Source organism: Sphingomonas sp. BL2 (assembly GCF_056680015.1).
Genome location: NZ_CM155261.1, coordinates 3,452,427 through 3,474,754, shown reverse-complemented (window position 1 = coordinate 3,474,754; position 22,328 = coordinate 3,452,427). Strand labels below are relative to the sequence as shown.

The 22,328-nt window shown below is 63.8% G+C and carries 17 protein-coding genes; 7 read left to right on the top strand and 10 right to left on the bottom strand.

Annotation, left to right across the window (positions count from 1 at the left end; all coding sequences use genetic code 11):
* Positions 1-41: 41 nt before the first annotated feature.
* The 3 genes from AC1ME3_RS16010 to AC1ME3_RS16000 all read right to left on the bottom strand — a co-directional run bounded on the left by AC1ME3_RS16010 (position 42) and on the right by AC1ME3_RS16000 (position 4,705).
* Positions 42-2,291 (bottom strand): TonB-dependent siderophore receptor, encoded by a 2,250-nt coding sequence (locus AC1ME3_RS16010; protein WP_480953956.1) that lies wholly within the window; start codon positions 2,289-2,291, stop codon positions 42-44.
* Between the two features lie 180 nt (positions 2,292-2,471).
* The gene (locus AC1ME3_RS16005) at positions 2,472-3,659 is read right to left on the bottom strand and encodes an MFS transporter (protein ID WP_480953955.1); all 1,188 of its coding nucleotides are present in this window, start codon (positions 3,657-3,659) and stop codon (positions 2,472-2,474) included.
* Between the two features lie 11 nt (positions 3,660-3,670).
* Positions 3,671-4,705, bottom strand: a complete 1,035-nt coding sequence (locus AC1ME3_RS16000) for an aldo/keto reductase (protein ID WP_480953954.1) — start codon at positions 4,703-4,705, stop codon at positions 3,671-3,673.
* 87 nt (positions 4,706-4,792) lie between these two features.
* Between AC1ME3_RS16000 and AC1ME3_RS15995 the strand changes: the two genes are divergently transcribed.
* Positions 4,793-5,701 (top strand): LysR family transcriptional regulator, encoded by a 909-nt coding sequence (locus tag AC1ME3_RS15995; protein ID WP_480953953.1) that lies wholly within the window; start codon positions 4,793-4,795, stop codon positions 5,699-5,701.
* Positions 5,702-5,838: 137 nt separating this feature from the next.
* Here AC1ME3_RS15995 and AC1ME3_RS15990 read toward each other — a convergent pair whose 3' ends face one another.
* Positions 5,839-6,762, bottom strand: a complete 924-nt coding sequence (locus AC1ME3_RS15990; protein WP_480953952.1) for a hypothetical protein — start codon at positions 6,760-6,762, stop codon at positions 5,839-5,841.
* Here AC1ME3_RS15990 and AC1ME3_RS15985 point away from each other — a divergent pair.
* A complete protein-coding gene (locus AC1ME3_RS15985) occupies positions 6,730-7,746 on the top strand; it encodes an LLM class flavin-dependent oxidoreductase (protein ID WP_480953951.1) in 1,017 nt (338 codons plus the stop codon). The genes AC1ME3_RS15990 and AC1ME3_RS15985 overlap by 33 nt on opposite strands.
* A 363-nt stretch (positions 7,747-8,109) precedes the next feature.
* A complete protein-coding gene (locus tag AC1ME3_RS15980; protein WP_480953950.1) occupies positions 8,110-9,936 on the top strand; it encodes a BCCT family transporter in 1,827 nt (608 codons plus the stop codon).
* 779 nt (positions 9,937-10,715) lie between these two features.
* Here the strand turns inward: AC1ME3_RS15980 and AC1ME3_RS15975 are convergent.
* The 4 genes from AC1ME3_RS15975 to AC1ME3_RS15960 all read right to left on the bottom strand — a co-directional run bounded on the left by AC1ME3_RS15975 (position 10,716) and on the right by AC1ME3_RS15960 (position 14,989).
* The gene (locus AC1ME3_RS15975) at positions 10,716-11,042 is read right to left on the bottom strand and encodes a hypothetical protein (RefSeq protein WP_133031297.1); all 327 of its coding nucleotides are present in this window, start codon (positions 11,040-11,042) and stop codon (positions 10,716-10,718) included.
* Positions 11,043-11,131: 89 nt separating this feature from the next.
* The gene (locus AC1ME3_RS15970; RefSeq protein ID WP_480953949.1) at positions 11,132-12,310 is read right to left on the bottom strand and encodes a vWA domain-containing protein; all 1,179 of its coding nucleotides are present in this window, start codon (positions 12,308-12,310) and stop codon (positions 11,132-11,134) included.
* Positions 12,311-12,322: 12 nt separating this feature from the next.
* Entirely contained in the window at positions 12,323-14,236 is a 1,914-nt protein-coding gene (locus AC1ME3_RS15965) for a CocE/NonD family hydrolase (protein WP_480953948.1), read from the bottom strand.
* Between the two features lie 186 nt (positions 14,237-14,422).
* Complete coding sequence (locus tag AC1ME3_RS15960) at positions 14,423-14,989, bottom strand: CHAP domain-containing protein (protein ID WP_056482168.1); 567 nt, start codon at positions 14,987-14,989, stop codon at positions 14,423-14,425.
* Positions 14,990-15,366: 377 nt separating this feature from the next.
* Here AC1ME3_RS15960 and AC1ME3_RS15955 point away from each other — a divergent pair, with 377 nt between their 5' ends.
* Positions 15,367-15,795: a hypothetical protein gene (locus AC1ME3_RS15955; RefSeq protein ID WP_480953947.1), complete on the top strand. Its 429-nt coding sequence runs from the start codon at positions 15,367-15,369 to the stop codon at positions 15,793-15,795.
* Between the two features lie 54 nt (positions 15,796-15,849).
* Here AC1ME3_RS15955 and AC1ME3_RS15950 read toward each other — a convergent pair whose 3' ends face one another.
* Positions 15,850-16,704 (bottom strand): AAA family ATPase, encoded by an 855-nt coding sequence (locus tag AC1ME3_RS15950; protein WP_060525606.1) that lies wholly within the window; start codon positions 16,702-16,704, stop codon positions 15,850-15,852.
* A gap of 66 nt (positions 16,705-16,770) precedes the next feature.
* Positions 16,771-17,505: a DUF6975 family protein gene (locus tag AC1ME3_RS15945; RefSeq protein ID WP_480953946.1), complete on the bottom strand. Its 735-nt coding sequence runs from the start codon at positions 17,503-17,505 to the stop codon at positions 16,771-16,773.
* A gap of 208 nt (positions 17,506-17,713) precedes the next feature.
* Between AC1ME3_RS15945 and AC1ME3_RS15940 the strand changes: the two genes are divergently transcribed.
* The 3 genes from AC1ME3_RS15940 (at position 17,714) to AC1ME3_RS15930 (ending at position 22,145) form a co-directional block, all read left to right on the top strand.
* Positions 17,714-20,026 carry a S9 family peptidase gene (locus AC1ME3_RS15940; protein WP_480953945.1) on the top strand — a complete coding sequence of 771 codons (2,313 nt, stop codon included), beginning with the start codon at positions 17,714-17,716 and terminating at the stop codon, positions 20,024-20,026.
* A gap of 6 nt (positions 20,027-20,032) precedes the next feature.
* Complete coding sequence (locus AC1ME3_RS15935; protein WP_136190373.1) at positions 20,033-20,749, top strand: MgtC/SapB family protein; 717 nt, start codon at positions 20,033-20,035, stop codon at positions 20,747-20,749.
* A gap of 370 nt (positions 20,750-21,119) precedes the next feature.
* Positions 21,120-22,145: an aspartate-semialdehyde dehydrogenase gene (locus AC1ME3_RS15930; RefSeq protein ID WP_480953944.1), complete on the top strand. Its 1,026-nt coding sequence runs from the start codon at positions 21,120-21,122 to the stop codon at positions 22,143-22,145.
* Positions 22,146-22,328 lie beyond the last annotated feature (183 nt).

Sequence of the window (22,328 nt, the reverse complement as noted above, 5' to 3'; positions counted from 1 at the left end):
CACGCGACGGCCATCGTTCGAGCCCTCGTGCTGCCCTCGGCTCAGAAACTGACGCGGATGGTGCCGACTACCCGGCGGGGCTCACCATAGAACCCGCCGGGTCCCCCGAAGGCGAAGCGGACGTTGCGGTAATACGTCCGGTCGAACAGATTGGTGGCGTTCACGCTGAGCGTTGCCCGGTCGGTCAGCTTGTACCGTGCCAGTACGTCGACAGTAGCATATTCGCTCTGCTGCACGGTTCCTGTGACCAGTACCGGCGTGCCGTTGGCGGTGAATCGCCCCGACGGCACGGGACCGCGATCGAAAATCCGCGATTGTGCCGTGACGCCGCCACCGATCGTCAGGCGGTTGTTTAGCATCCGGTACGTCGTATAGATGCGGCCGACATGAACCGGGAAGAAGGGGTTGACCCGGACACCCAACCGGTCCTCGGTCCGGGCATAGGTATAGCTCCCGTTGACGGTCCAGCCCATGACCGGTTCGCCTGCCAGTTCCAGTTCGCCGCCCCATGTCTTGACGCCCGAGATCGAGATCGACGGCGTCAGGTTCCCCGGCAGCGAGTTCGGCACTCCGTTCGGATCCGTGATGGTCAGGTTGTCCTGTTGAATATGGAACCCGGCAGCAGACACGGTAAACCGCTCGCCGAAAGGCGTCGCTTTGACGCCCGCTTCGTAGTTCGCCCCCGTCGTCGGCGGCAGGATGTCGTTGTTCGTGTTGCGCGCCGACACCGGATTGAACACGCTGGCATAGCTCGCATACAGCGAGATGGCCGATGTCATGTCGACGACGACGCCACCGTAAGGCGCCCATTTCTTCTCGCGCTGGACGCTGTTGGGATTGTCCGGCACGAGCGCGCCGATGACGCTGTAGTCGTTTCGATCAGCGCGATAATCGGTGTAGCGCGCACCGGCGATGATCTTCAGCCAGTCTGCCGGGTTAAGCCGCACCACGCCGTAGCCGCCGATCTGCCGCAGGTCCTGCGAGAACAGCAGGGCATCGGTGCGAGCGATCGCGGGGGGAGCGAAGGTGGGTAGCCAGGGATCGATGTCGTAGCCGCCCGCGACCGGATAGCCGGGCGGGTTGATCGTGCTGAACGCGGTGCGCCCCACGGCAAAGTCGCGCTCGAAATAGTTCATGCCTCCGACCACCTCGTGCTCGCGCCCGAACAGCCTGACCTTGCCCGCGACATACCCGTCGACCGCATCCTCGTTCTGATCGACCTCGCCGTAGAAGCTGAACGGCGCTCCTAGGCCGGTGCCGTCGCGGTTGGGATAGCCGTTGGGGATATTGAACAGCGTGCTGTCATTGTCGCTGCGTCGCCCGTTATAGCTGACGCGGACCAGCCAGTTCCGGCCGATGTCCTGTTCGGCGGAGGCGAAGACCGTCGTCGTCTCGCGCAACCAACGGTTCCACGGCGCCGCGCCGGTGAACGAACGCGGAAAGTTCGTTTTGGTCCCGTCGTTGTACAGCAGCGGAATGGTTCCCCAGCCGGCACCTTGCTGGTCGGTGCGGAGATAGTCGGCGCCGACGCGCAGCCGTGTGTGCGGCGTCGCGTCCCATTCCAGCGTGCCGTACAGCAGGGGCGTGCGGTCGTGCTGGAAGTCGATGTACGATTCACGATCGCTATATGCCGCGACCACCCGTGCCCGGACCGAGCCGTCCTTGGTCACGGGGCCGCCGATATCCCCCTCGAAGCGGTAGCTGGAAAAGCTGCCGCCCTGCATCGAATAATAGCCACCGAACTCGGATGGTGCGCGCTTGCGTACGAGATTGACCGTCGCGGATGGATCACCGACACCGGTCACCAGACCTGCAGCGCCGCGGATCACCTCCACCCGGTCGTACAGCGCGATATCGCCGACGGCGGAATTTTCATACCCGCTGACCTGGTAGATCGTCGGGACGCCGTCGAACTGGAAGTTGCGTACCGCGAACCCCCGGATATTGTAGTTGGTCCGTGCGGCATCGGTGGACGAGATCGTCACGCCGGGAGTCTGCGCCAGCACCTCGGTAACGGAGGTCAGGTTGAAATCCTCGATCCGCTGCCGGTCGACCACCGTCACCGATTGCGGTGTCTCCTTCAGGGTCAGCGGCAACTTGGTCGAGGTGGTCGGCCTCATATCGTTCTGACCGATGACGACGATGTCCTGATCCTGGGGATCCGGGGTGGCATCCGATGCAACCCCGCCGCGCACATCCGACGGTAGGAGTGCAGGATCGGGAACGACGCCCGACGTCGTTGCCGCCGATAGGGCGAGCGCAAGCGACCACAGGCCAGTACTAGCCAACACGTTTTTCCCCTTAGCTCTTGATAGGGATTCGCATTAGCGACGGCAGTTAGGCGGGTAAACCCGGTTTATGAATAAAATGTCATTTTCAATGCTGGCAGCACTGCGGTTGCATGTTCAATGTGCTGATCGAATGCCGCGGATACGCCGTATGAGAAGATAAGGGGAAGGCAGGCGCGGCGCCTAAACCCCCACATGAGTTGCGGGTGCGCGAGCGAGATTGCTGCGGGAATGAACCCGTATAGCGGCAGTTACTGCGACCAATCCGACCACGGACGCGGCGGCGCCGGCCAGCGCGACTGCGGGATATCCAAGGCCTGCTGCGATCACGCCGCCACCCAGGGCCGCACCGATCGCATTACCCAGGTTGAAAGCGCCGATATTCATGGCCGAGGCGAGGTTGGGGGCATCCGCGGCCGCGTGCATGACGCGAACCTGGAGCGGTGGGACCAAGGCAAAGCTCGCGACGCCCCACAAAAAGATCAGGATCGCGGTCGGCATCTTGAATGACATCAGGCCAGCGAAGGCTAGCAGGACCAGCGTAAGCGATGCCAGCGTGACGATCAACGTCCGATCAACCGAGCGATCGGCGAAGCGTCCACCCAGCCAGTTGCCGACGGTGAGCCCGACCCCGTACACCGCCAACATCGCGGTAACGAACCCTAGCGACGCGTGTGTCGCCTCGCGAAGGATCGGGGTGATGTAGGTGAAAACCGTGAACATCGCGCTGGACCCGACGACGGTCAGGCCGAGCGCACCGAGTACGGGTCCGCGCGTGAGGACACGAAGCTCGGCCAGCGCATTGCCATCGGTCGGCGCTGGCAACGCGGGCAGCGTCAGCCTGAGTGCGGCCATGGTCGCAACGCCCAGCGCGGAGACTCCCCAGAAGGACGCACGCCAGCCGAGATGTTCGCCCGCCCAGGTCGCCAGCGGAACCCCGACCACATTCGCGATCGTCAGCCCCATGAACATCGCCGCGACCGCACCGGCCCGCCGCTCGGCCGGCACGAGGCTGGCGGCCACGATCGAGCCGACGCCGAAGAAAGCGCCGTGGTTGAACGACGTGAGGATTCGAGCGGCCAGCAGCATGCCGTAACTGTCCGACACGGCCGCCAGCACGTTGCCGGCGGTAAAGATGCCGGCCAGCAGGATCAGCAGCATCCGCCTCGGGACGCGCCCCGTCGTCAACGTCATCAGCGGGGCACCGATCACGACGCCCAGCGCATAGGCGCTGATGAGCAGTCCGGCGCTCGGGATCGATACGCCGAGGTCGCTGGCGATAACCGGCAACAGCCCCATGGGTGCGAATTCGGTAACGCCGATGCCGAACGCGCCGATCGCGAGCGCCAGCAGACCTGGATTGAGTTTCATCGTTTGCGTCCTCACACCAGCGGGGGATTCAGGCGGGCAAAGCCCTCCTGCTGGTGATACGGGGTGTGGGGATAGGGTGGCAGCACGGCGCTGGCCGCATCGAGCACCGCGACTTGATCGCGCGACAATGCCCAACCGACAGCGCCCAGATTGTCGCGCAACTGCGCCTCGTTGCGCGCACCGATGATCACCGAGGCGACGGTCGGGCGGCGCAGCAGCCAGTTGATCGCGACCTGCGGTACGCTTTTTCCCGTCTCGGCCGCGACGATCTCGAGCGCGTCGATCACGCGGTACAGGTGTTCGGCCTCGACCGGTGGCGCGAACTGCTCGGTATCGTGCAGCCGACTGCCCGCGGGGATCGGCCGGTCACGTCCGATCTTGCCTGTCAGGCGACCCCAACCGAGCGGACTCCAGGCCAGCGCGCCGACCCCCTGATCGGCACCCAGCGGCATCAGGTCGGCCTCATAGGCGCGGCCGATCAACGAATAATAGACCTGATGCGCGACGAGACGCGGCCAGCCGTTGCGATCGGCAATTCCTTGCGCCTTCATCAGCTGCCAGCCGGGATAGTTGGAGACCCCGGCATACCGCACCTTGCCAGACGCGATCAGTATGTCGAGCGTGCCCATCACTTCTTCGGCCGGCGTCGAAGCATCCAGCGCGTGGAGCTGAAGCAGATCGACATGATCCGTGCCTAGCCGGCGCAGCGACGCCTCGACCGCGCGGATCAGCCGCGCGCGCGATGTGCCCCAGTCCTGCGGTCCGTCGCCCATCGGCAATCCCGTCTTGGTCGAGATCAGCACCGCATCGCGGCGTCCCCTGATCGCGGCACCCAGCACCGTTTCGGACGCACCGTTGGAGTAGACGTCGGCGGTGTCGAACATCGTGACACCGGCATCCAGGCAGATATCGATCAACCGTCGCGCTTCGGTCTCGTCGCTCTGGCCCCAGGCGCTGAACAAGGGCCCTGTGCCACCGAAGGTTCCGGTCCCGAAGCTCAATGCCGGCACCCGCAGCCCGGATGATCCCAATTGCCGATAGTCCATGCGCGCTTCCCTAAATGACATCGTGAGGCATAGATGGTCGATCTCGCCGCGTCCGATAAGGCGGCGGTACTGCGAAGGACTTTTGACATGGATGCAAAGGTGAGTGTGGGGGGCGACCGTGCCCGGGCGCTGGAGATCTTCACAGCGGTGATGCGCGAAGGTAGCTTTTCGGCCGCCGGGCGCGTGCTTGGCCTGACCCCCTCCGCCGTCGCGCTGTCGATCGACCGGATCGAGGTGCGGCTAGGCGTACGCCTGCTGCTGCGCTCGACACGCGCGCTGGCGCCGACGGCGGAGGGGCAAGCCTATCTGCAGACCGCCCGGCGTATCCTCGCCGATCTCGACGATGCCGAGCGGCAGATCGCCGACCAGGGGGCGCCCCGGGGCCGGCTACGGATCAGCGCTGCGCTATCGCACGGGCGGCTTCGCATCGTGCCGCTACTGGGTGAATTCGTCACGCTCTACCCGAACATCCAGATCGATATCGCGCTGAGCGACGCCATCGTCGACATTGCCGCTGGACAAGCGGATGTCGCTATTCGGTTTGGCACGCTAGCGGACAGCCTGTTGACCGCGCGCAAGCTTGGCGAGAGCGGGCGCGTGATCGTCGCAGCGCCGGACTACCTCGCACGGCGTGGTACGCCTAGCGTTCCCGAGGACCTCCACGATCATAACTGCCTCAATTTCAATTTTCGCCGGGTCGAGCCGATCTGGCCTTTCCGCCGGGGTAGTGAGGATATCGTGCTATCGGTGAGAGGGAATATCGAAGCGAACAATGGCGAGACACTCGGGCAGCTCGCGATCGCCGGTATCGGCGTGGCACGCGTCGGCGCCTTCAGTGTCGTAGATGACATTGCGGCCGGGCGTCTGGTGCCGATCCTGGAAGACTATAATCCCGGTGACGTCGAGCAAATTCACGCCGTGTTCGTCGGTGGGAGCCAAACGCCCGCTCGAGTCCGCGCCTTCGTCGATTTTCTGGTCGAGCGCCTCGCCGTTTGAAGGCCGGGGATCGCCAACGCCGGCCGGTCGACGGATGGTAAGGCGATCAGCTAATAAAGCATTGTTATCGCGTCGGCGCTTACCGGACCCGGAAACGAAAACGACCTTCAACAGAGTTTTCCAATCTGAATGTGTGGCTATGTCTGGACAGAGACGAGGGCGCCGCGAATGTCAGCAGCCGGGTAGCCCCCCTCAGGATAGGTCGAAATACCTTGGCATTTATCGGGAGTGAACAGCGCGGCTACGCTTGCGTTACGATTTCGTGCGGCATGCATTGATCGCGCGCCGCGCCGAGATAACGCGATCGCCATACAGCTTTGCCAAGGATCGATGGACGGCTTTGGCACACATATCGTTTGCCAAGGCTGACGCCATTCGCTCCGCTTGTTCGCGCTTCTTGCTGTAGGCGAGATCATAATCTTGAACGGTGTGCATGGCAGGCACTCGGCACTGCGGGCGGAAGTTGATCCCAGCTTTCTATCGTCACCGCGCTCGCGGCAGGGGTGATGGCGATGCCGCAGCATACGCCGATTGGAAACGGGGAGATACGGCGTTCCCGCTGGCTGGCTCGCGCAAACCTCCATCTGGCGCGTAATACGTCGCAGGCCATCTTGGTTAGGGTTGTGGCACCTACGTCGAGATCCTGCTCCATTGAGGTGTCTCAACATGTCGCGATCGACCAGCCCCTTGTTTGTGGACGCCATGATCGATTGCATGGCCGAGGGGAGGGCGCCGACCGCTATGGAAATCTTGATCGTCGCGCAGCGCATCTGGTCCGACGGCGCCGCGTCGCGCTCCGCACTCACGTGGAACAGCTTGTCTGTATCCTCGCCCGGTCGTCTCTGTTCACTGCGGGCGGCAGGCCTTGCCTTGCACGGTTCGCGCTGACCGGGCCTCGTCGCCTGCAAGACAGAATAGCTGAGTTTCCGTTCGCTGCCGCGACGTGCCGCGGCACACACCCTATCTAAGCGGTACAGCATCAACTCGCCGCCACCAGGTTTGACGGCCGTCAACATCAGGATCGTGCCATGAAGAAGATCGGGTTCCTTTCGTTCGGCCATTGGTCATCGTCGGCCCAATCCGCGACGCGGTCCGCCTCGGACGTGTTGCTGCAATCGATCGACCTCGCCGTAGCTGCCGAGGAATTGGGGGCCGATGGCGCGTACTTCCGCGTCCACCACTTTGCCCAGCAACTCGCATCGCCCTTTCCGCTGCTCGCCGCAGTCGGCGCTAGGACCAGCCGGATCGAGATCGGCACTGGCGTGATCGACATGCGGTACGAGAATCCGTTCTACATGACGGAGGATGCGGGATCGGCCGACCTGATCAGTGGGGGGCGTCTGCAGCTTGGTATCAGCCGCGGTTCGCCCGAGCAGGTGGTGGAAGGCTGGCGTCACTTCGGTTACGCGCCCGCCCAAGGGGAGAGCGACGCCGATATGGGTCGCCAGCATGCTGAAGTGCTGCTTGAACTGCTGAAGGGCGAGGGGTTCGCACAGCCTAGCCCGAACCCGATGTTTCCCAATCCGCCGGGGTTGTTGCGGCTCGAACCGCATGCGCCGGGCCTACGACGGCGTATCTGGTGGGGTTCGTCGTCGAACGCCACTGCGGTATGGGCCGCCCGGAACGGCATGAACCTGCAAAGCTCGACGTTGAAGGCTGACGAGAGCGGCGAACCGCTCCATGTCCAGCAAGCCAAGCAGATCCGGCTCTACCGTCAGGCGTGGAAAGACGCAGGGCATGACTGGCAGCCGCGCGTGTCGGTATCGCGCTCGATCTTCGCGCTGACGAATGATCGCGACCGTGCCTATTTCGGACGTGGTGAGAGCAGCGACCAGATCGGCGTGATCGATAACATGCGTGCCGTGTTCGGCCGGTCCTACGTCGCGGAGCCCGACCAGCTGATCGAGCAACTCCGCGCCGACGAGGGCATTGCCGAAGCCGACACGGTGCTGCTCACAGTGCCGAACCAACTCGGTGTCGACTACAACGCGCATGTCCTTGAGTCCGTCCTGACCCACGTCGCGCCAGCGCTTGGGTGGCGCTGAGGGGACGAATTTCCCCGTGCATCGCCTGGTGCCGCACGCCGGGCATTCCTGTGACGCCGTGATGGAAGCTGTTAGCTAGCCTTCCCTTCAAGACGCGCCCGTTGACCGTCTTCCCCTTCGTGCAACGGCTGAAAGTGAGCGACCACACAGACGACCGAAGCTACAGAAACAGGCATTATGGGTCGACGTCATCGGTGCGACGCTGACGGCTGGTCGCAGGCCCAAAAGGGAGGCCTCCAACCTGACCTAGTCGCGACGGCCAAACAGCGGTAAGTGGGTATCATGCTTAAAAGCCAAATGAATCCCCGCGTTTTTTGGGGTGCGTCCGCTGTAATTGCGGCGCTTCTCTCTGTTACCCTCGCGATGCCGGGTACCGCCGATGCTGTTTTCAAGGCGGCGCAGGCGTGGACGATCGATACGTTCGGGTGGTTCTACATCGCGGCCGTGGCGGCGTTCCTGGTCGTTGTGCTTGCGCTCGGCTTCGGACCCGCGGGGAAGCTTCGGCTAGGGCCGGACGATGCCGAGCCGGACTTCCCGTATGTGTCGTGGTTGGCGATGCTGTTCGCCGCGGGAATGGGTATCGGGCTGATGTATTTCGCCGTTGCCGAACCGATCCAGCATTACATCTCTCCGCCCGAGGCGAAAAGCGGCACCATCCTGGCTGCTCGCGAGGCCATGGCGATTACCTTCCACCATTACGGGGTACACGCCTGGGCGATCTACGCGCTGGTTGGTCTCAGCCTCGCCTATTTCACGTACCGCAAAGGCATGCCGCTTACTCTTCGGTCTGGTCTGTCGCCGATCCTTGGTAAGCGCGTCGATGGGCCACTTGGCGATGCGATCGACATTTTCGCGATTTGTGGCACCGTGTTCGGCGTCTCGACCTCGCTCGGGTTTGGCGTTTCGCAAATGACCGCGGGGCTCGCCTATAATTACGGCGTAGCGGACACGAGCCTGACGAAGGTGATCGTCATCAGCGTTGTGATGGGAGCCGCGACTTTGTCGGTACTGAGCGGCGCAGACCGCGGCATCAGGCGGCTTTCCGAACTCAACCTCGTCCTCGCCGTACTGCTGATGCTGTTCGTGCTGGCGGTCGGACCAACGCTGTTCCTGCTGCGCGCGCTGGTGCAGAATTTCGGATTGTATCTCGATCATTTCGTCAAGCGGACCTTTACGCTCTACGCCTATGAACCGCGCGCTTGGATGGCGGACTGGACGCTCTTCTACTGGGCGTGGTGGATCGCGTGGTCGCCGTTCGTGGGCATGTTTATCGCCCGCATTTCGCGCGGTCGCACCATTCGCGAGTTCGTCATCGGCGTGTTGTTCGTGCCGACCGCGTTTACTTTCCTGTGGATGACCGTGTTTGGCAACACGGCGATCGCGCTTGATCTAGGTCCGGCGGCGGGCGGGATCGCAAAAGCGGTCCAGGGAAACCTTTCCACCGCGTTGTTCAAGTTCCTGGAATACCTGCCTGGTGCCGGATTCACGTCCATGCTTTCCATCCTGCTGGTGGGCGTATTCTTCGTCACATCGGCGGACTCGGGCGCACTGGTAATTGATACACTGGCATCAGGCGGCGAAGAGGACACGCCGCGCTGGCAGCGTGTCTATTGGTGCCTTCTGCTCGCGGTTACCTCGACCCTGCTGCTCTTGACGGGTGGGCTCGGCGCTTTGCAGGCTGCGACGCTGCTGGCAGCGCTGCCGTTCTGTTTCATCATGCTCCTACTCGCGTTTTGTCTCCTGCGACAGACGAAGGCCGACCTTGCTGGCGTGACGCTGTCGAACGACGCCGCAGCGCTTGGCGAGCGCCTGAAGCGGTTACTCGTGCCATCCAAACGTGCCGATATCGAGACCGAGATCGAGCATCACGGCAAGCCGGCACTCGAGTCCGTCTGTCAGGCTATGCAAGCCGAGGGCTGGACGGACAGCCGGGTGGACAGCACGCAAGACGGTCTTGCGCTGGTCGTCGGGGCGGGCGGTGCAAGCACGTTCACGTACAAGCTGATCCCCCGCTCCCGCACATTGGCGGCATACACGGCACGCGAGGCGAGAGAAGCGGGCCGCAGCCAGACATGGACGCTCACGGCGCAGTCCAGCATCGAGAAGGGGTATCGAAACCTGACCGGGTTCTCGCAGGATCAGATCACTGCCGATATCGTAAGGGAGTTGGAGCGCTGGCGTCTTGGTTAGTCCGAGACTTCAGGTCCTCATTACCGTTATCGGCGCGCTCTATCCAACCCGCACCCACCGTCAATCTGGGCAATGATCGATGGCCGGCTTTCGCTTTGGTCGGTGCTGGCCGAGGTTGGCGTCAGGCCCAGGTTGGCGTCAGGCCCAGGCTATGCGCATATAGGCATATGAAAACCGGACCCGGAAAGACGATCGTCCTGCTGGCATGCGCTGCGCTGTACTGGAGTTTCGTATGCTGGCTGACCGGTGCCAGAGAACCCTGGGATGCAGATGCCTATTGGAAGCTCTGGTATCCCGCGTCCCTTGGCTTGTCGGCGATAGCGGGACTGGTTTTTAAACAGCAGAGGTGGGCGGCAGGAGGGATAATCACGTTCGCTCAGTTTCCCGTCATATGGACCAACACTGGGACGCACCCACTTTTGGCAATCGGGTTGCTGATGCTGTGCCTCCTGGCAGTCCCGGCTATCGCAGTCTCAGCGCTGAGCGGCTGGTTTGCGGATCGTTCCTGGTAACGGAAAAAAGATGCGGCGATGTTGGCTGGATGCTTCCGGGCGGCGCCTGATGTCGATGAGGAAGATTGCCCTCCGCGAGAGGACAAAGAGGCGAGCAGTATCTGTTACGCTGCTGCCTCTTTGCCCTCGCATGTCTGATCTTTTAAAGCCCTCGCGCAGAGCGGGCCTTGTCGGGAAGGTTAGGGTGGTGAACTCCGATCACAATTTCCACTGTTACCCAAATGGGGGCCGGCCCCACCTGGGAAGGTGGGACAGGGTAGCATTGTATCAGTGCGGCTTTTTCGCCTTAGCTGGCTTCTTCGGCTCGGGCTTCTTAGGGGGCGCCTTCTTCTCCGTTGCATCCTTCGCGCGCAACGCAGGCGCTGCGATCGCCGCTGCGATCCCTGCAATTACCGTAGCGCCGACCGCAATCGCGGTCTTCGGGTGCGACTTCACCGCATCGGTCGCCGTCGCGAGCCCAGCCTTTGCCGCGTCGGTCGCGTCCTCGACCCAGTCGCTGGTCGCCGCGGTCTTCTTCGCGTCGGGCTTCGGCTTGTGGTCGTCGTCGTGATGGACCTTGGCGTGCGGCATGGCGGAGTTGGGGATCGACGACATAGGGCTTGTCCTTCGGTAAGGGATGATGCCCGATAAACCGATCGCGTCCGTGACGGTTCCGTTACGGTCAGCCGCTCACCGCGCCAAACTCACCGCTTGCGGGTCAGCTCGCGCATCGCATCGTCGAGCCCGGCAAGGCTCAGCGGGTACATCCGGTCGGTCATCAGCTCGCGAATGATGCGCACCGACTGCGAATAGCCCCATTGCGCCTCGGGCACCGGGTTCAGCCACGCCGCCGCCGGGTAGGTGTTGGTAACCCGCTGCATCCACACCGCGCCCGGCTCCTCGTTGAAATGCTCGACCGAGCCGCCGGGGTGGGTGATCTCGTACGGGCTCATCGACGCGTCGCCGACGAAGATCAGCTTGTAGTCGTGGCCGTATTTGTGGAGCAGGTCCCACATCGGCGTCCGCTCGGCAAAGCGCCGCGTGTTGTCCTTCCACACACCCTCGTACGGGCAATTGTGGAAGTAGAAGAATTCGAGGTTCTTGAACTCGGTCGTCGCGGCCGAGAACAGCTCCTCGCAGAGCTTGACGAATGGATCCATCGAGCCGCCGACGTCGAGGAACAGCAGTAGCTTCACCGCATTGCGGCGTTCGGCGCGCATGACGATGTCGAGATAGCCTTGGCGCGCGGTGCCGGCGATCGTGCCGTCGATGTCGAGTTCGTCGGCGGCGCCGTCGCGCGCGAAGCGGCGCAGGCGGCGGAGTGCCACCTTGATGTTGCGGGTGCCGAGTTCCTTGGTGTTGTCGAGGTTGCGGAACTCGCGCTGGTCCCAGACTTTCAGCGCGCGCTTGTGCGTGCTTTCGCCGCCGATGCGGACGCCTTCGGGGTTGTAGCCGCCGTTGCCATACGGGCTCGTGCCGCCGGTGCCGACCCATTTGCTGCCGCCTTGATGGCGTTCCTTCTGCTCCTCGAGACGTTTCTTGAGCGTCTCCATGATCTCGTCCCACGAGCCGAGCGACTTGATCGCGGCCATCTCCTCGGGGGTCAGGAATTTCTCGGCGACCGCCCTCAGCCAGTCTTCGGGGACCTCGCCGGGGACGGTGCCGTAGCTCGTGGCTAGGCCCCGAAAAACCTTGGCGAAGACCTGGTCGAACTTGTCGAGCAGCCCCTCGTCCTTCACGTACACCGCGCGGGAGAGGTAGTAGAAATCCTCGGGCGTCCGCTCGATCACCTCGGCGTCGAGCGCCTCCAGCAGGATCAGGTGCTCCTTGAGGCTAGCGGGGATGCCGGCGCTGCGAAGTTCGTCGAGGAAGTTCAGGAACATGAGATCACTCCGTCACTTCGCCGCGGCGATCGGCAGTTCGATCGCGCTGGGCTGCGCGGCCGAGTGGAAGACGCTGATCGTGGCCTTGTGGTAGTCGGCGGGTTTGGCGTCGAAGATGTTGGCGACGTAGGTCTGCGGGTTGCGGTCGTAGAGCGGGAACCAGCTCGACTGGACCTGGACCATGATGCGGTGGCCGGGGAGGAAGACGTGGCTGGCGTTGGGCAGCACGACGCGGAAATGCGTGGGCTGGCCGGCGACGATCGGGGTCGGCTTCTCGAAGCTATCGCGATAGCGGCCGCGGAGAATATCCATCGAGACGGCGAGCTGGTATCCGCCCATCTCGGGCTTGTCCGAATATTCGGCGGGGTAGACGTCGATCAGCTTCACGACGAAATCGCCGTCGGTGCCGGTGGTGCTGGCGATCAGGTCGGCGACGGGCGCGCCGGCGATTGCGACCGGGCTGGTCAGCGGTGGCGTCTGGTAGGTGAGGACGTCGGTGCGGTCGGAGGACGGGCGCTGGTCGTCGACCAGCCATTGCCGCCAGGTCGAGCCGGTCGCGTAGGTCGGGCGGATCGGGCGGAGGCGGTAGGGGATCGGCTTGGCAGGGTCGGAGATATAGTCGTCGTGGCCGTCGCTCGCCGGGGCGGTCGGCGCGAGGCCGTTGGCGGGCTGGAAATAGAGTTTCTGCGTGGCGGTCGAGTTCGGCCAGCCGGCGAGCGTTTGCCACTGGTTCGTGCCGGTCTGAAACGCGGTGACGGGGGCAAGCGCGGGCGGTGTTGCGCCGGTCTTCAGCGCGCCGTTGAGGAACGGCAGCAGGACGTTCTTGCGGAACCAGAGCGCGGTGTCCGCATCGAAACGGATCGCGCCGAGCGTCGAGCCGTCGCCGTTCGCGCCGCCGTGCGCCCATGGGCCGAGCGCGAGGTGGTTTACGTGGTTGGGGTCGACCTTCGATACGGCCTCATACGCCGCGACGGCGCCGTAGATGTCCTCCTGGTCCCATTGGCTTGCGACCCAAAGAGTCTGCACCGACTGCGGTTGCTTGGGCAGGATCGTCTCGAGCGCCTGACCTTGCCAGAATGCGTCGTAGGTCGGGTGATCGTGGAGGCGGTTGACGAACGGGAGCTGTTCGAGCCCGCGGCTTTTCACGAACGCGCTGGCGGACCCGGCGCGGAGGAAGGTGTCGTAATCATCGTACGCGTCGCGCCAGAGGTCGCCCGCTTCGCCCTTCGCCGCGTCCTGCGTATAGTAATAGTCGTAGCCGATCTGCCGGAAGGCGCCGCCGTGGAAGTCGTCGTCGCCCTTCCAGGTGTTGATCACCGGGTTCATCGGGACGGCGGCTTTCAGCGCGGGGTGCGGGTTTACGAGCGCCATTGCGGCCATCATGCCGTCGTAGCTGCCGCCGATGATGCCGACGCGGCCGTTGCTGTTCTTGAGGTTCTTCACGAGCCAGTCGATCGTGTCGTAGGCATCGGTGGAGTGATCGACCTTCGTCTTGTTCAGCGGGCCGATCAGCGGGCGTTCGTTGATATACGCGCCGTTCGAGCCGTTCTTGCCGCGGACGTCCTCGAACACGCGGATATAGCCGGCGTCGAAGAACATCGCGTCGGATGCGCGCAGGTTCATCACGCCGCTCGGGCTGGAGGATCGGCTGGCGACGCTCTCGGCGTTATAGGGCGTGCGCTGAAGCAGGATCGGTGCGTCGGTGACGCCCTTGCGCTGGACGATGACCGCGTGAAGCGTGACGCCGTCGCGCATCGGGATGTCGACCTCGCGTCGGTCGAAGTCGAAGCTGGTGTTGGCGGGGACGAACTTCGCGGGGATGTCGCCACCGGGGGGCGGGGACTTTTCCTTCTGCGCGCCGACGACCGCGGGGGCGGACGTCGCGAGTAAGGCCAGCGTTATCGTCGTAAGAGCCTTGAACCGCATCGTTATCCTCACCGTCTTTTCCGGTACGGTGGTGGCACGGTTCTAAGGGTGGCGGCAATCCCTCTCTCCTGCGTCATCCTGACGAAAGTCAGGACCCAGAGCCACGCAGGACAACGTTTGTAACCCTGGGTCCTGACTTTCGTCAGGATGACGGAGAGTAGGGGCGTCGCGATACCGGGAAGGTGTTCAGCGCGCGATCGGTTCGCCGCTGACCGGCACATACGCGTCGATCAGCGCACCGACATAATCGGGGTTCCGGCTCGTCAATTCAGCGGCCGCGTGCGCGTGGCCGTAGATGAAGCCGTACACCGGATACACGCCGCCGCCGAGCCCATCGACGTCCTTGTACCAGACCTTGACGTCGCTCCAGTCGTTGTTGCGCGAGACGTCGAACAGCGTGACATCCTGTTCGGCATGCCCGCGCTCGCCATTCTGGCGTGACCAGTTGGCGTGGGTGAGCATGACGACGCGCTTCTCGACCACACGGCTGACTACCGCGACATGGCCGAACGGCAGGCGCGGGGTCTTGGCGAAGACGATGACCGCGCCTTCCTTCGGCTTGTGCGTACGTTCGTACTTGCCGTCGGCCTGCTCCCACCAGGTCCAGGCATTGCCGTAGATCTGGATGCCCGACGCCGCGCGCGCGAAGGGGACGCACTGGCCGACATAGTCGAGCAGAGAGGCGGATGCGGGGGCGGCCATGCCGATTGCCAGCAGTGCCGGCGCCCAACGACGGAAAGCATACAATCTCATGCCGTCACCTTGCAGCATAGGTATGGCATTATTGTTGCCGCAGATGGTTAATGTGCATCAAGCATTTGGTCTAGCAGCGTCGTTGAAGGGAGGCGCGACTGATCGCTCGACGTGGTTCCCACAATTCCGATCACAATGGATCGGAATATGTGGGGTCATTGTCTTGCGATGCCCTTGATACGTAACCGTATTAATTGGCCATCCTAGCAATAATCAGTACGTCGCGTGCTTTGCGTCCAAAGTGGTCGCGTCCCCGCTAACTTGGGGTTTCTAAGTCGACTAGGCATATCACGTGGTTTTCATGTCGGTTCAGATATCGAGTCGGACGGGTGATCACAGCTTCGCTTTTTCATAAAAACATAATGAGGATTATGATAGTGACGGTCGACATCAGCGAGAAAATGGGTGCGGATACGGCGCAGGCTTTACTGGCCGGGACAATCAACTGGAAGCAATATGACGGCAGCCGGATCGCCTCGAACGCCAGTGGTGGTGCGGTATATCTTGCGATGTGGGGGCAGCTGTTCGCGATTCCCGATGGGGCAACCTTCAACACCGTTTTCAACAATTGGAACGACATCATCATCAGCGACTATCTAGTCGCCGAAATGCCGAGAGGACCTGCGCTATCCTCGGGTTCGTTCACCGCGGTCAGCGTGACGTCGCCCGCCCAGTATCTGGTGACGTTGGGCAAGAAGCTGTGGATTCCCGACCCGGCAACCGTGACGCGGTTCAACTTCCGTGGTCCGGTGACGATCCCGCACCTCGCGCTGGACTATATCCCGACCGGTGCCAACGTCGGCTGAGCGGGGTGGCGTGAACCGGCGGCGCGAACGCTTGCCGCCGGTTCGCCGAGCCGATCACCCCTGGTTCTTCTGCCGCTTTGCCATGAACGCCAGACGTTCGAACAGCATGACGTCCTGCTCGTTCTTCAGTAGCGCACCGTGCAAGGGCGGGATCGCCTTGGTCGGGTCGCGGTTCTGGAGGATGTCGAGCGGCATGTCCTCGTGGAGCAGCAGCTTGAGCCAGTCGAGCAGTTCGCTGGTGGACGGCTTCTTCTTCAGGCCGGGGACGTCGCGGACGTCGTAGAACAGGTCCATCGCCTTGCTGACCAGGATTTTCTGGATGCCGGGGAAATGCACGTCGACGATCGCCTGCATCGTCTGGCGATCGGGGAACTTGATATAGTGGAAGAAGCACCGGCGGAGGAACGCGTCGGGCAGTTCCTTCTCGTTGTTGCTGGTGATGATGACGATCGGACGCTCGACCGCGCGCACGGTTTCCTTGGTCTCGTAGACGTGGAATTCCATCCGATCGAGTTCCTGCAACAGGTCGTTGGGGAACTCGATATCGGCCTTGTCGATCTCGTCGATCAGCAGGACTGGCGGCGCAGGCTGGGTGAACGCCTCCCAGAGCTTGCCCTTGCGGATATAGTTGCCGATGTCGTGGACGCGTGCATCGCCGAGCTGGCCATCGCGCAGGCGGGCGACCGCGTCATATTCGTACAGGCCCTGTTGCGCCTTGGTCGTCGACTTGATGTTCCACTCGATCAGCGGTGCGCCGAGCGCTTTCGCGATCTCGTAGGCCAGCACGGTCTTGCCCGTGCCGGGTTCGCCCTTGATCAGCAGCGGGCGGCGCAGCGTCACGGCGGCATTGACCGCGACTTTCAAATCGTCGGTCGCGACGTAGCTCTGGGTGCCCTCGAAGCGCTTCATGCGATGTCCCGTCCGGTTCTGAATACCCGGTATGGATAGAGGGGAAGCGTTGCTCAGCGCAAGCGGTCAGAGGTCGCCGCGCGCACTCGATCGCGCTTCGAGCAGCGACCACAGGCCTCGGTGCTGCGCGAAGAGTTGCTGCGCGCCGAACAGGATCGCGCGCTGGCAACCGGGCGATGCGCCGAGTTCCGCGACGAGCGCGGCGGTATCGGTCTCGGACGGAAGCGTGAGCGCGGGGACTGCTACCCCGAACCGATCGGCGGCGACATCGAGGACGCGGCGGATCGCGCGCCAATCCTGGAGCAGCGCAGCGACGGCGCCGGTCGCGCATCCACGGCGCTCCGAGCGAGCCAGCATTTCGAGGGCATGACGTTCGCCGACCAGTGCCGACTCGCTCTCCGCCTGGCCGGGGGTCGACGGGAGCGGGCCGACGGCCGCGGTAAGCTGTGCGAGGTAGGTGCGCTCGTCCGCGAAGCCATTGGCGGCGACGGCGAGCCAATCCGATGCTTCGGGCTGGATCGCGCGGGCGAGCACGTCGACGATCAGGCCGGGATGGTCGCCGTGGACCGCGCACAGTGCGTGGACCGCATCGGAAAGGTTACGCTGGCCCGGGCCGCCGGCGATCAGGCGTGCGTGATGCGGATGCGCTGCGCTGCCGTCCGCGTCGGCAAGAGCGACGAGCGCGTCCCATGCGCTCCGCTCGCTCGGCTCCCCGTCCTGTATGCCCGCGTTCGAAACCATCATTCCCCGGCCGTGCTGCACCACGGAAAGCTCGATCCGCGACGATGTGGCCTTCCCCATAAACGAAGGACGTAAAGACGAAGTGTACGCGGCGTTCATTATGCCGTGTTTGGCGGCGCAGCTGGCGTGCGGGCTCCCCGGGTCATGACGAGCATGCGGCTGCGATGCGCCCTTTACGTAGGCGTATGCCGCCGCGATAACGCGCGACCGAAGATTTTTCGGGTCTGCCGGGCGGTATCCGGCGGGATGATCCCACGGAGACTACAGGATGCGCACATGGTTGCTCGGGCTTGCACTTGCTTCGGTCGGAACCGCCGCGATGGCCGCTGATCAGGTCACGCCGCCGGCAGCGCCTGCTGCACCCGCCCCTGCACCGATCCGCGCGGTCGAGGCCGTCAAGCCCGGCGACCTGACGATGGCGCGCGTGTTCGGCAATCCGGACCTGTCGGGATCGCAGCCGAAAGCGGTGCGGCTGTCGCCCGACGGCACGCTGCTGACGTCCCTCCGCAACCGCGACGACGAGAAGGAGCGCTTCGATCTATGGGCGGTCGATACCGCGACGGGCCAAGCGCGGATGCTGGTCGATTCGAAGACCGTCGGCAGCGGCGCCGAGCTGACCGAAGCCGAGAAGATGCAGCGCGAGCGTGCGCGGATCGGTGGCCAGAAGGGCATCGTCGCGTATGACTGGGCGCCCGATGGCAAGTCGATCCTCGTGCCGCTCGACGGCGACCTGTATCTCGCCGGGCTCGACGGCAAGGTGAAGCGCCTGACCAATACGCCCGGCGGCGAGCTGAACCCGGTCGTCAGCCCCAAGGGCAGCTTCGTCTCGTTCGTCCGCGACCAGAATGTGTTCGTACAGCCACTCGCCGGCGGCGATGCGCGCGCGGTGACGACGGGCGGCGGCGGCACGGTCCATTTCGGCGAGGCGGAGTTCGTCGCGCAGGAGGAAATGGATCGCCGCACGGGCTATTGGTGGTCGCCCGACGAGCAATATGTCGCAGTCGAGCGGTTCGACGAGGCGCCGGTCCACACCGCGACGCGTGCGTCGATCGGCGCGACCGGCACCAAGGTCTACGAGCAGCGCTATCCCGCCGCGGGCACGCCCAACGTGCTGGTCGATCTTTATATCATGAAGCCGGACGGCTCGGGGCAGGTGAAGGTCGATCTGGGCACCAACCCCGACATCTATCTCGCCCGCGTCGACTGGACGCCGGACGGCCGGATGCTGCTGGTCCAGCGCCAGAGCCGCGACCAGAAGCTGCTGGAGATGCTCCGTGTCGACCCGGCAACGGGCAAGTCGACCGTACTGTTCACCGAGAAATCGGGCGTGAAGAGCTGGCTCAACCTGTCTGACGCATATCGCGTTTTGAAGGACGGCAGCCTGATCTGGCGGTCGGAGCGGAGCGGCTACGGCCAGCTCTACCGGTTCGCGTCGGGCAAGTGGACGCAGCTTACCAAGGGCGACTGGGTCGTCACCGATCTGGTCGGCGTGGACGAAGCCAAGGGCCGCTTGTTCTTCCTCGGCAACAAGGACGACGTGCTCGAGCAGCAGCTTTATTCGGTCGACGTCGCCAAGCCGAACGTGATCACCAGACTGACCGAAGCCGGTTGGTGGAACAGCGCGACGATGGACGCGGCCGCGAGCCGGTTCATCATCTCGCGCTCGGACCCGAAGCAACCGACGCAGGTGTATCTGGCGGATGCGACCGGCAAGAGACTCTCGTGGATCAACGAGAATGCGGTGGTCGAGGGACATCCCTATTACCCGTATCTCGCCAGCCATCAGGAAACCAAGTTCGGCACGCTGAAGGCGAAGAACGGCATGACGCTCCATTACGAGATGATCACGCCGCCGCTGGAGCCGGGCAAGAAATACCCGGTGTTCTTCGAGCATTATGGCGGCCCCGGCACCGGTCAGGTCGTCACGCGCGGCTGGCAGGGTGCGCTGCCGCAATACCTCGTCGACCGCGGTTGGATCTACTTCAAGATCGACAATCGCGGCTCGTATAACCGCGGCAAGGCGTTCGAGGACCAGATCTATCACGCGATGGGGACGGTCGAGGTCGAGGACCAGCTGTCGGGTGCGAATTACCTGAAGTCGCTGCCGTTCGTCGAACCGAGCAAGATCGCGACCTATGGCTGGTCCTATGGCGGCTATATGTCGCTGAAGATGCTGGAGAAGACGCCGGGCGTGTATGCGGCGGCAGTGTCGGGGGCGCCGGTCACCGACTGGCAGTTGTACGATACGCATTATACCGAGCGGTATCTCGGCGATCCGGCGAAGGACCCGGCGAGCTATGCGACGTCGGCGGCGGTCGAGGAGGCGAACCGCATCGTCGATCCGTTGCTGCTGATCCACGGCATGGCCGACGACAATGTGTTCCTCGACAACTCGACCAAGGTGGCCGCGCGGATGCAGGCGACCGCGACGCCGTTCGAGATGATGTTCTACCCGGGTTACACGCACCGCGTTGCGGGGCCGGGGATCAGCGAGCATGTCTGGGGGACGATCCTGAACTTCCTCGACCGGACGGTGAAGGACAAGCCGGTGCCCGAGGCGGCTGCGGTTCCGGTAAAGTAAACGCCAGTGCGGTTCGTCGAGACGTTTCACCTGTGGCCGTTCCTCGACACGGTGGTGAGCTATATCGCCGCGTTCGTGTTCGGGACGCTGATCGGGGCGGAGCGGCAATATCGCCAGCGCACCGCGGGGCTCAGGACCAACACGCTGGTCGCGCTGGGGTCGGCGGCGTTCGTCGATCTCGGGCAGCGGCTGGGCGGGGACGTCGAGTCGATCCGGATCATTGCCTATGTCGTGTCGGGGATCGGCTTCCTCGGCGCGGGCGTGATCATGAAGGAGGGCATGAACGTCCGCGGCCTCAACACCGCGGCGACCTTGTGGTGCTCGGCGGCGGTAGGCTCGTGCGCGGGCAGCGACATGATCGCAGAGGCGGGGTTGCTGACGTTCGTCGTGCTGCTGGCGAACACCGCGCTGCGGCCACTGGTCGACGGGATCAACCGGATCCCGACCGAGGGGCGGACGATCGAGGCTACGTATAGCGTGATGGTGACGGTTGCGGCGGGAGACGCTGGGCCGATCGGCGATCTGGTGGTGGAGCATCTCGAGGCGGCGCAGTTGCAAGTGGCGGAGCTGGACGTGACCGAGCGCGGGGAGGACCGGGTGGAGATTGCCGCGACTCTGGTGGCGACGAACGTGCCGGCGGAGGAGCTGGATGCGATCACGGATCACCTGGCGAAGGTGCACGGGATCGAGCATGCGACGTGGCAGGCGCGGACGCACGATTGAGGCGGGGGCGGATCTAGCTGTGCACCTTCCCCAGCCACCACCCCGGCGAAGGCCGGGGCCCAGTTGGAAAGGTCGCAGTGATGGACCGCAGCGCTCAGTTGGCAACGTCCCCCAACTGGGCCCCGGCCTCCGCCGGGGTGGTGCTACTGCTGGGGCAGGTGCTGATCACTATCGCCCAGCACTAGCTTGTTCCCCCGCGAAGGCGGGGGCCGAGTCTGGGCCCCCGCCTTCGCGGGGGAACAAGGGGGCGGGCAGTACGCTGGCGTATACGCCCCCCCAAACTCCCCCTATCCGCGCAACAAGTCGAAAGCCGTTGGACCTCGCCGCGCAACGTCGGTACTGCCCGCCCAAGTCCAATCGGAGTTAAGACATGGGTTATCGGGTGGTGGTCGCGGGCGCGACCGGCAATGTCGGGCGTGAGATCCTCAACATCCTGGCGGAACGCGAGTTTCCGGCGGACGAGATCGCCTGCGTCGCGTCGTCGCGCAGCCAGGGGTTGATGGTCGATTACGGCGACACCGGCAAGCAGATCAAGTGCACGAACATCGAGCATTTCGACTGGAACGGCTGGGACATGGCGCTGTTCGCGATCGGCTCCGAGGGTTCGGCGATCTACGCGCCGATCGCCGCCGCTGCCGGCTGCGTCGTGATCGACAATTCGTCGCTCTACCGCATGGACCCCGACGTGCCGCTGATCGTGCCGGAGGTGAACCCCGAGGCGATCGACGGCTACCGGGCACGCAACATCATCGCCAACCCGAACTGCTCGACCGCGCAGATGGTCGTCGCGCTGAAGCCGTTGCACGATGCGGCGAAGATCCTGCGCGTGGTCGTCTCGACCTACCAGTCGGTGTCGGGCGCGGGCAAGGCGGGCATGGACGAGCTGTTCGAGCAGAGCCGCAACATCTTCGTCGGCGATCCGGCCGAGCCCAAGCTGTTCACCAAGCAGATCGCCTTCAACGTGATCCCGCACATCGACAGCTTCCTCGACGACGGCTCGACCAAGGAAGAGTGGAAGATGGTCGTCGAGACCAAGAAGATCCTCGACAAGAAGATCAAGGTCACCGCAACCTGCGTCCGCGTACCGGTGTTCGTCGGCCATTCGGAAGCGATCAACATCGAGTTCGAGAACGAGATCTCGGCCGACGAAGCGCAGACCATCCTCCGCGAGGCGCCCGGCATCATGCTGGTCGATAAGCGCGAGGACGGCGGCTACATCACGCCGATCGAGTGCGTCGGCGACTTCGCGACATACATCAGCCGCGTGCGCGAGGATCCGACCGTCGAGAACGGCCTGAACCTGTGGTGCGTCAGCGACAACCTTCGCAAGGGTGCCGCGCTGAACGCGGTGCAGATCGCCGAGCTGCTCGGGCGCCGGCATCTGCAGAAGGCGTAGTCCGGGGGGCATCGCGCCTTCAACACGCTCCAAACGATCGATCGAAACCGCGTCGTCACCTCGTGTGACGGCGCGGTTTTGCGATTCGCTTCGGATGACGAGCGCGAGCGGCTGAACGCACCGATCGAACCGAAATGCGGTGAATTTGCTTGGGCGGTTGGATAGTGACCAGTTTGGATGTGA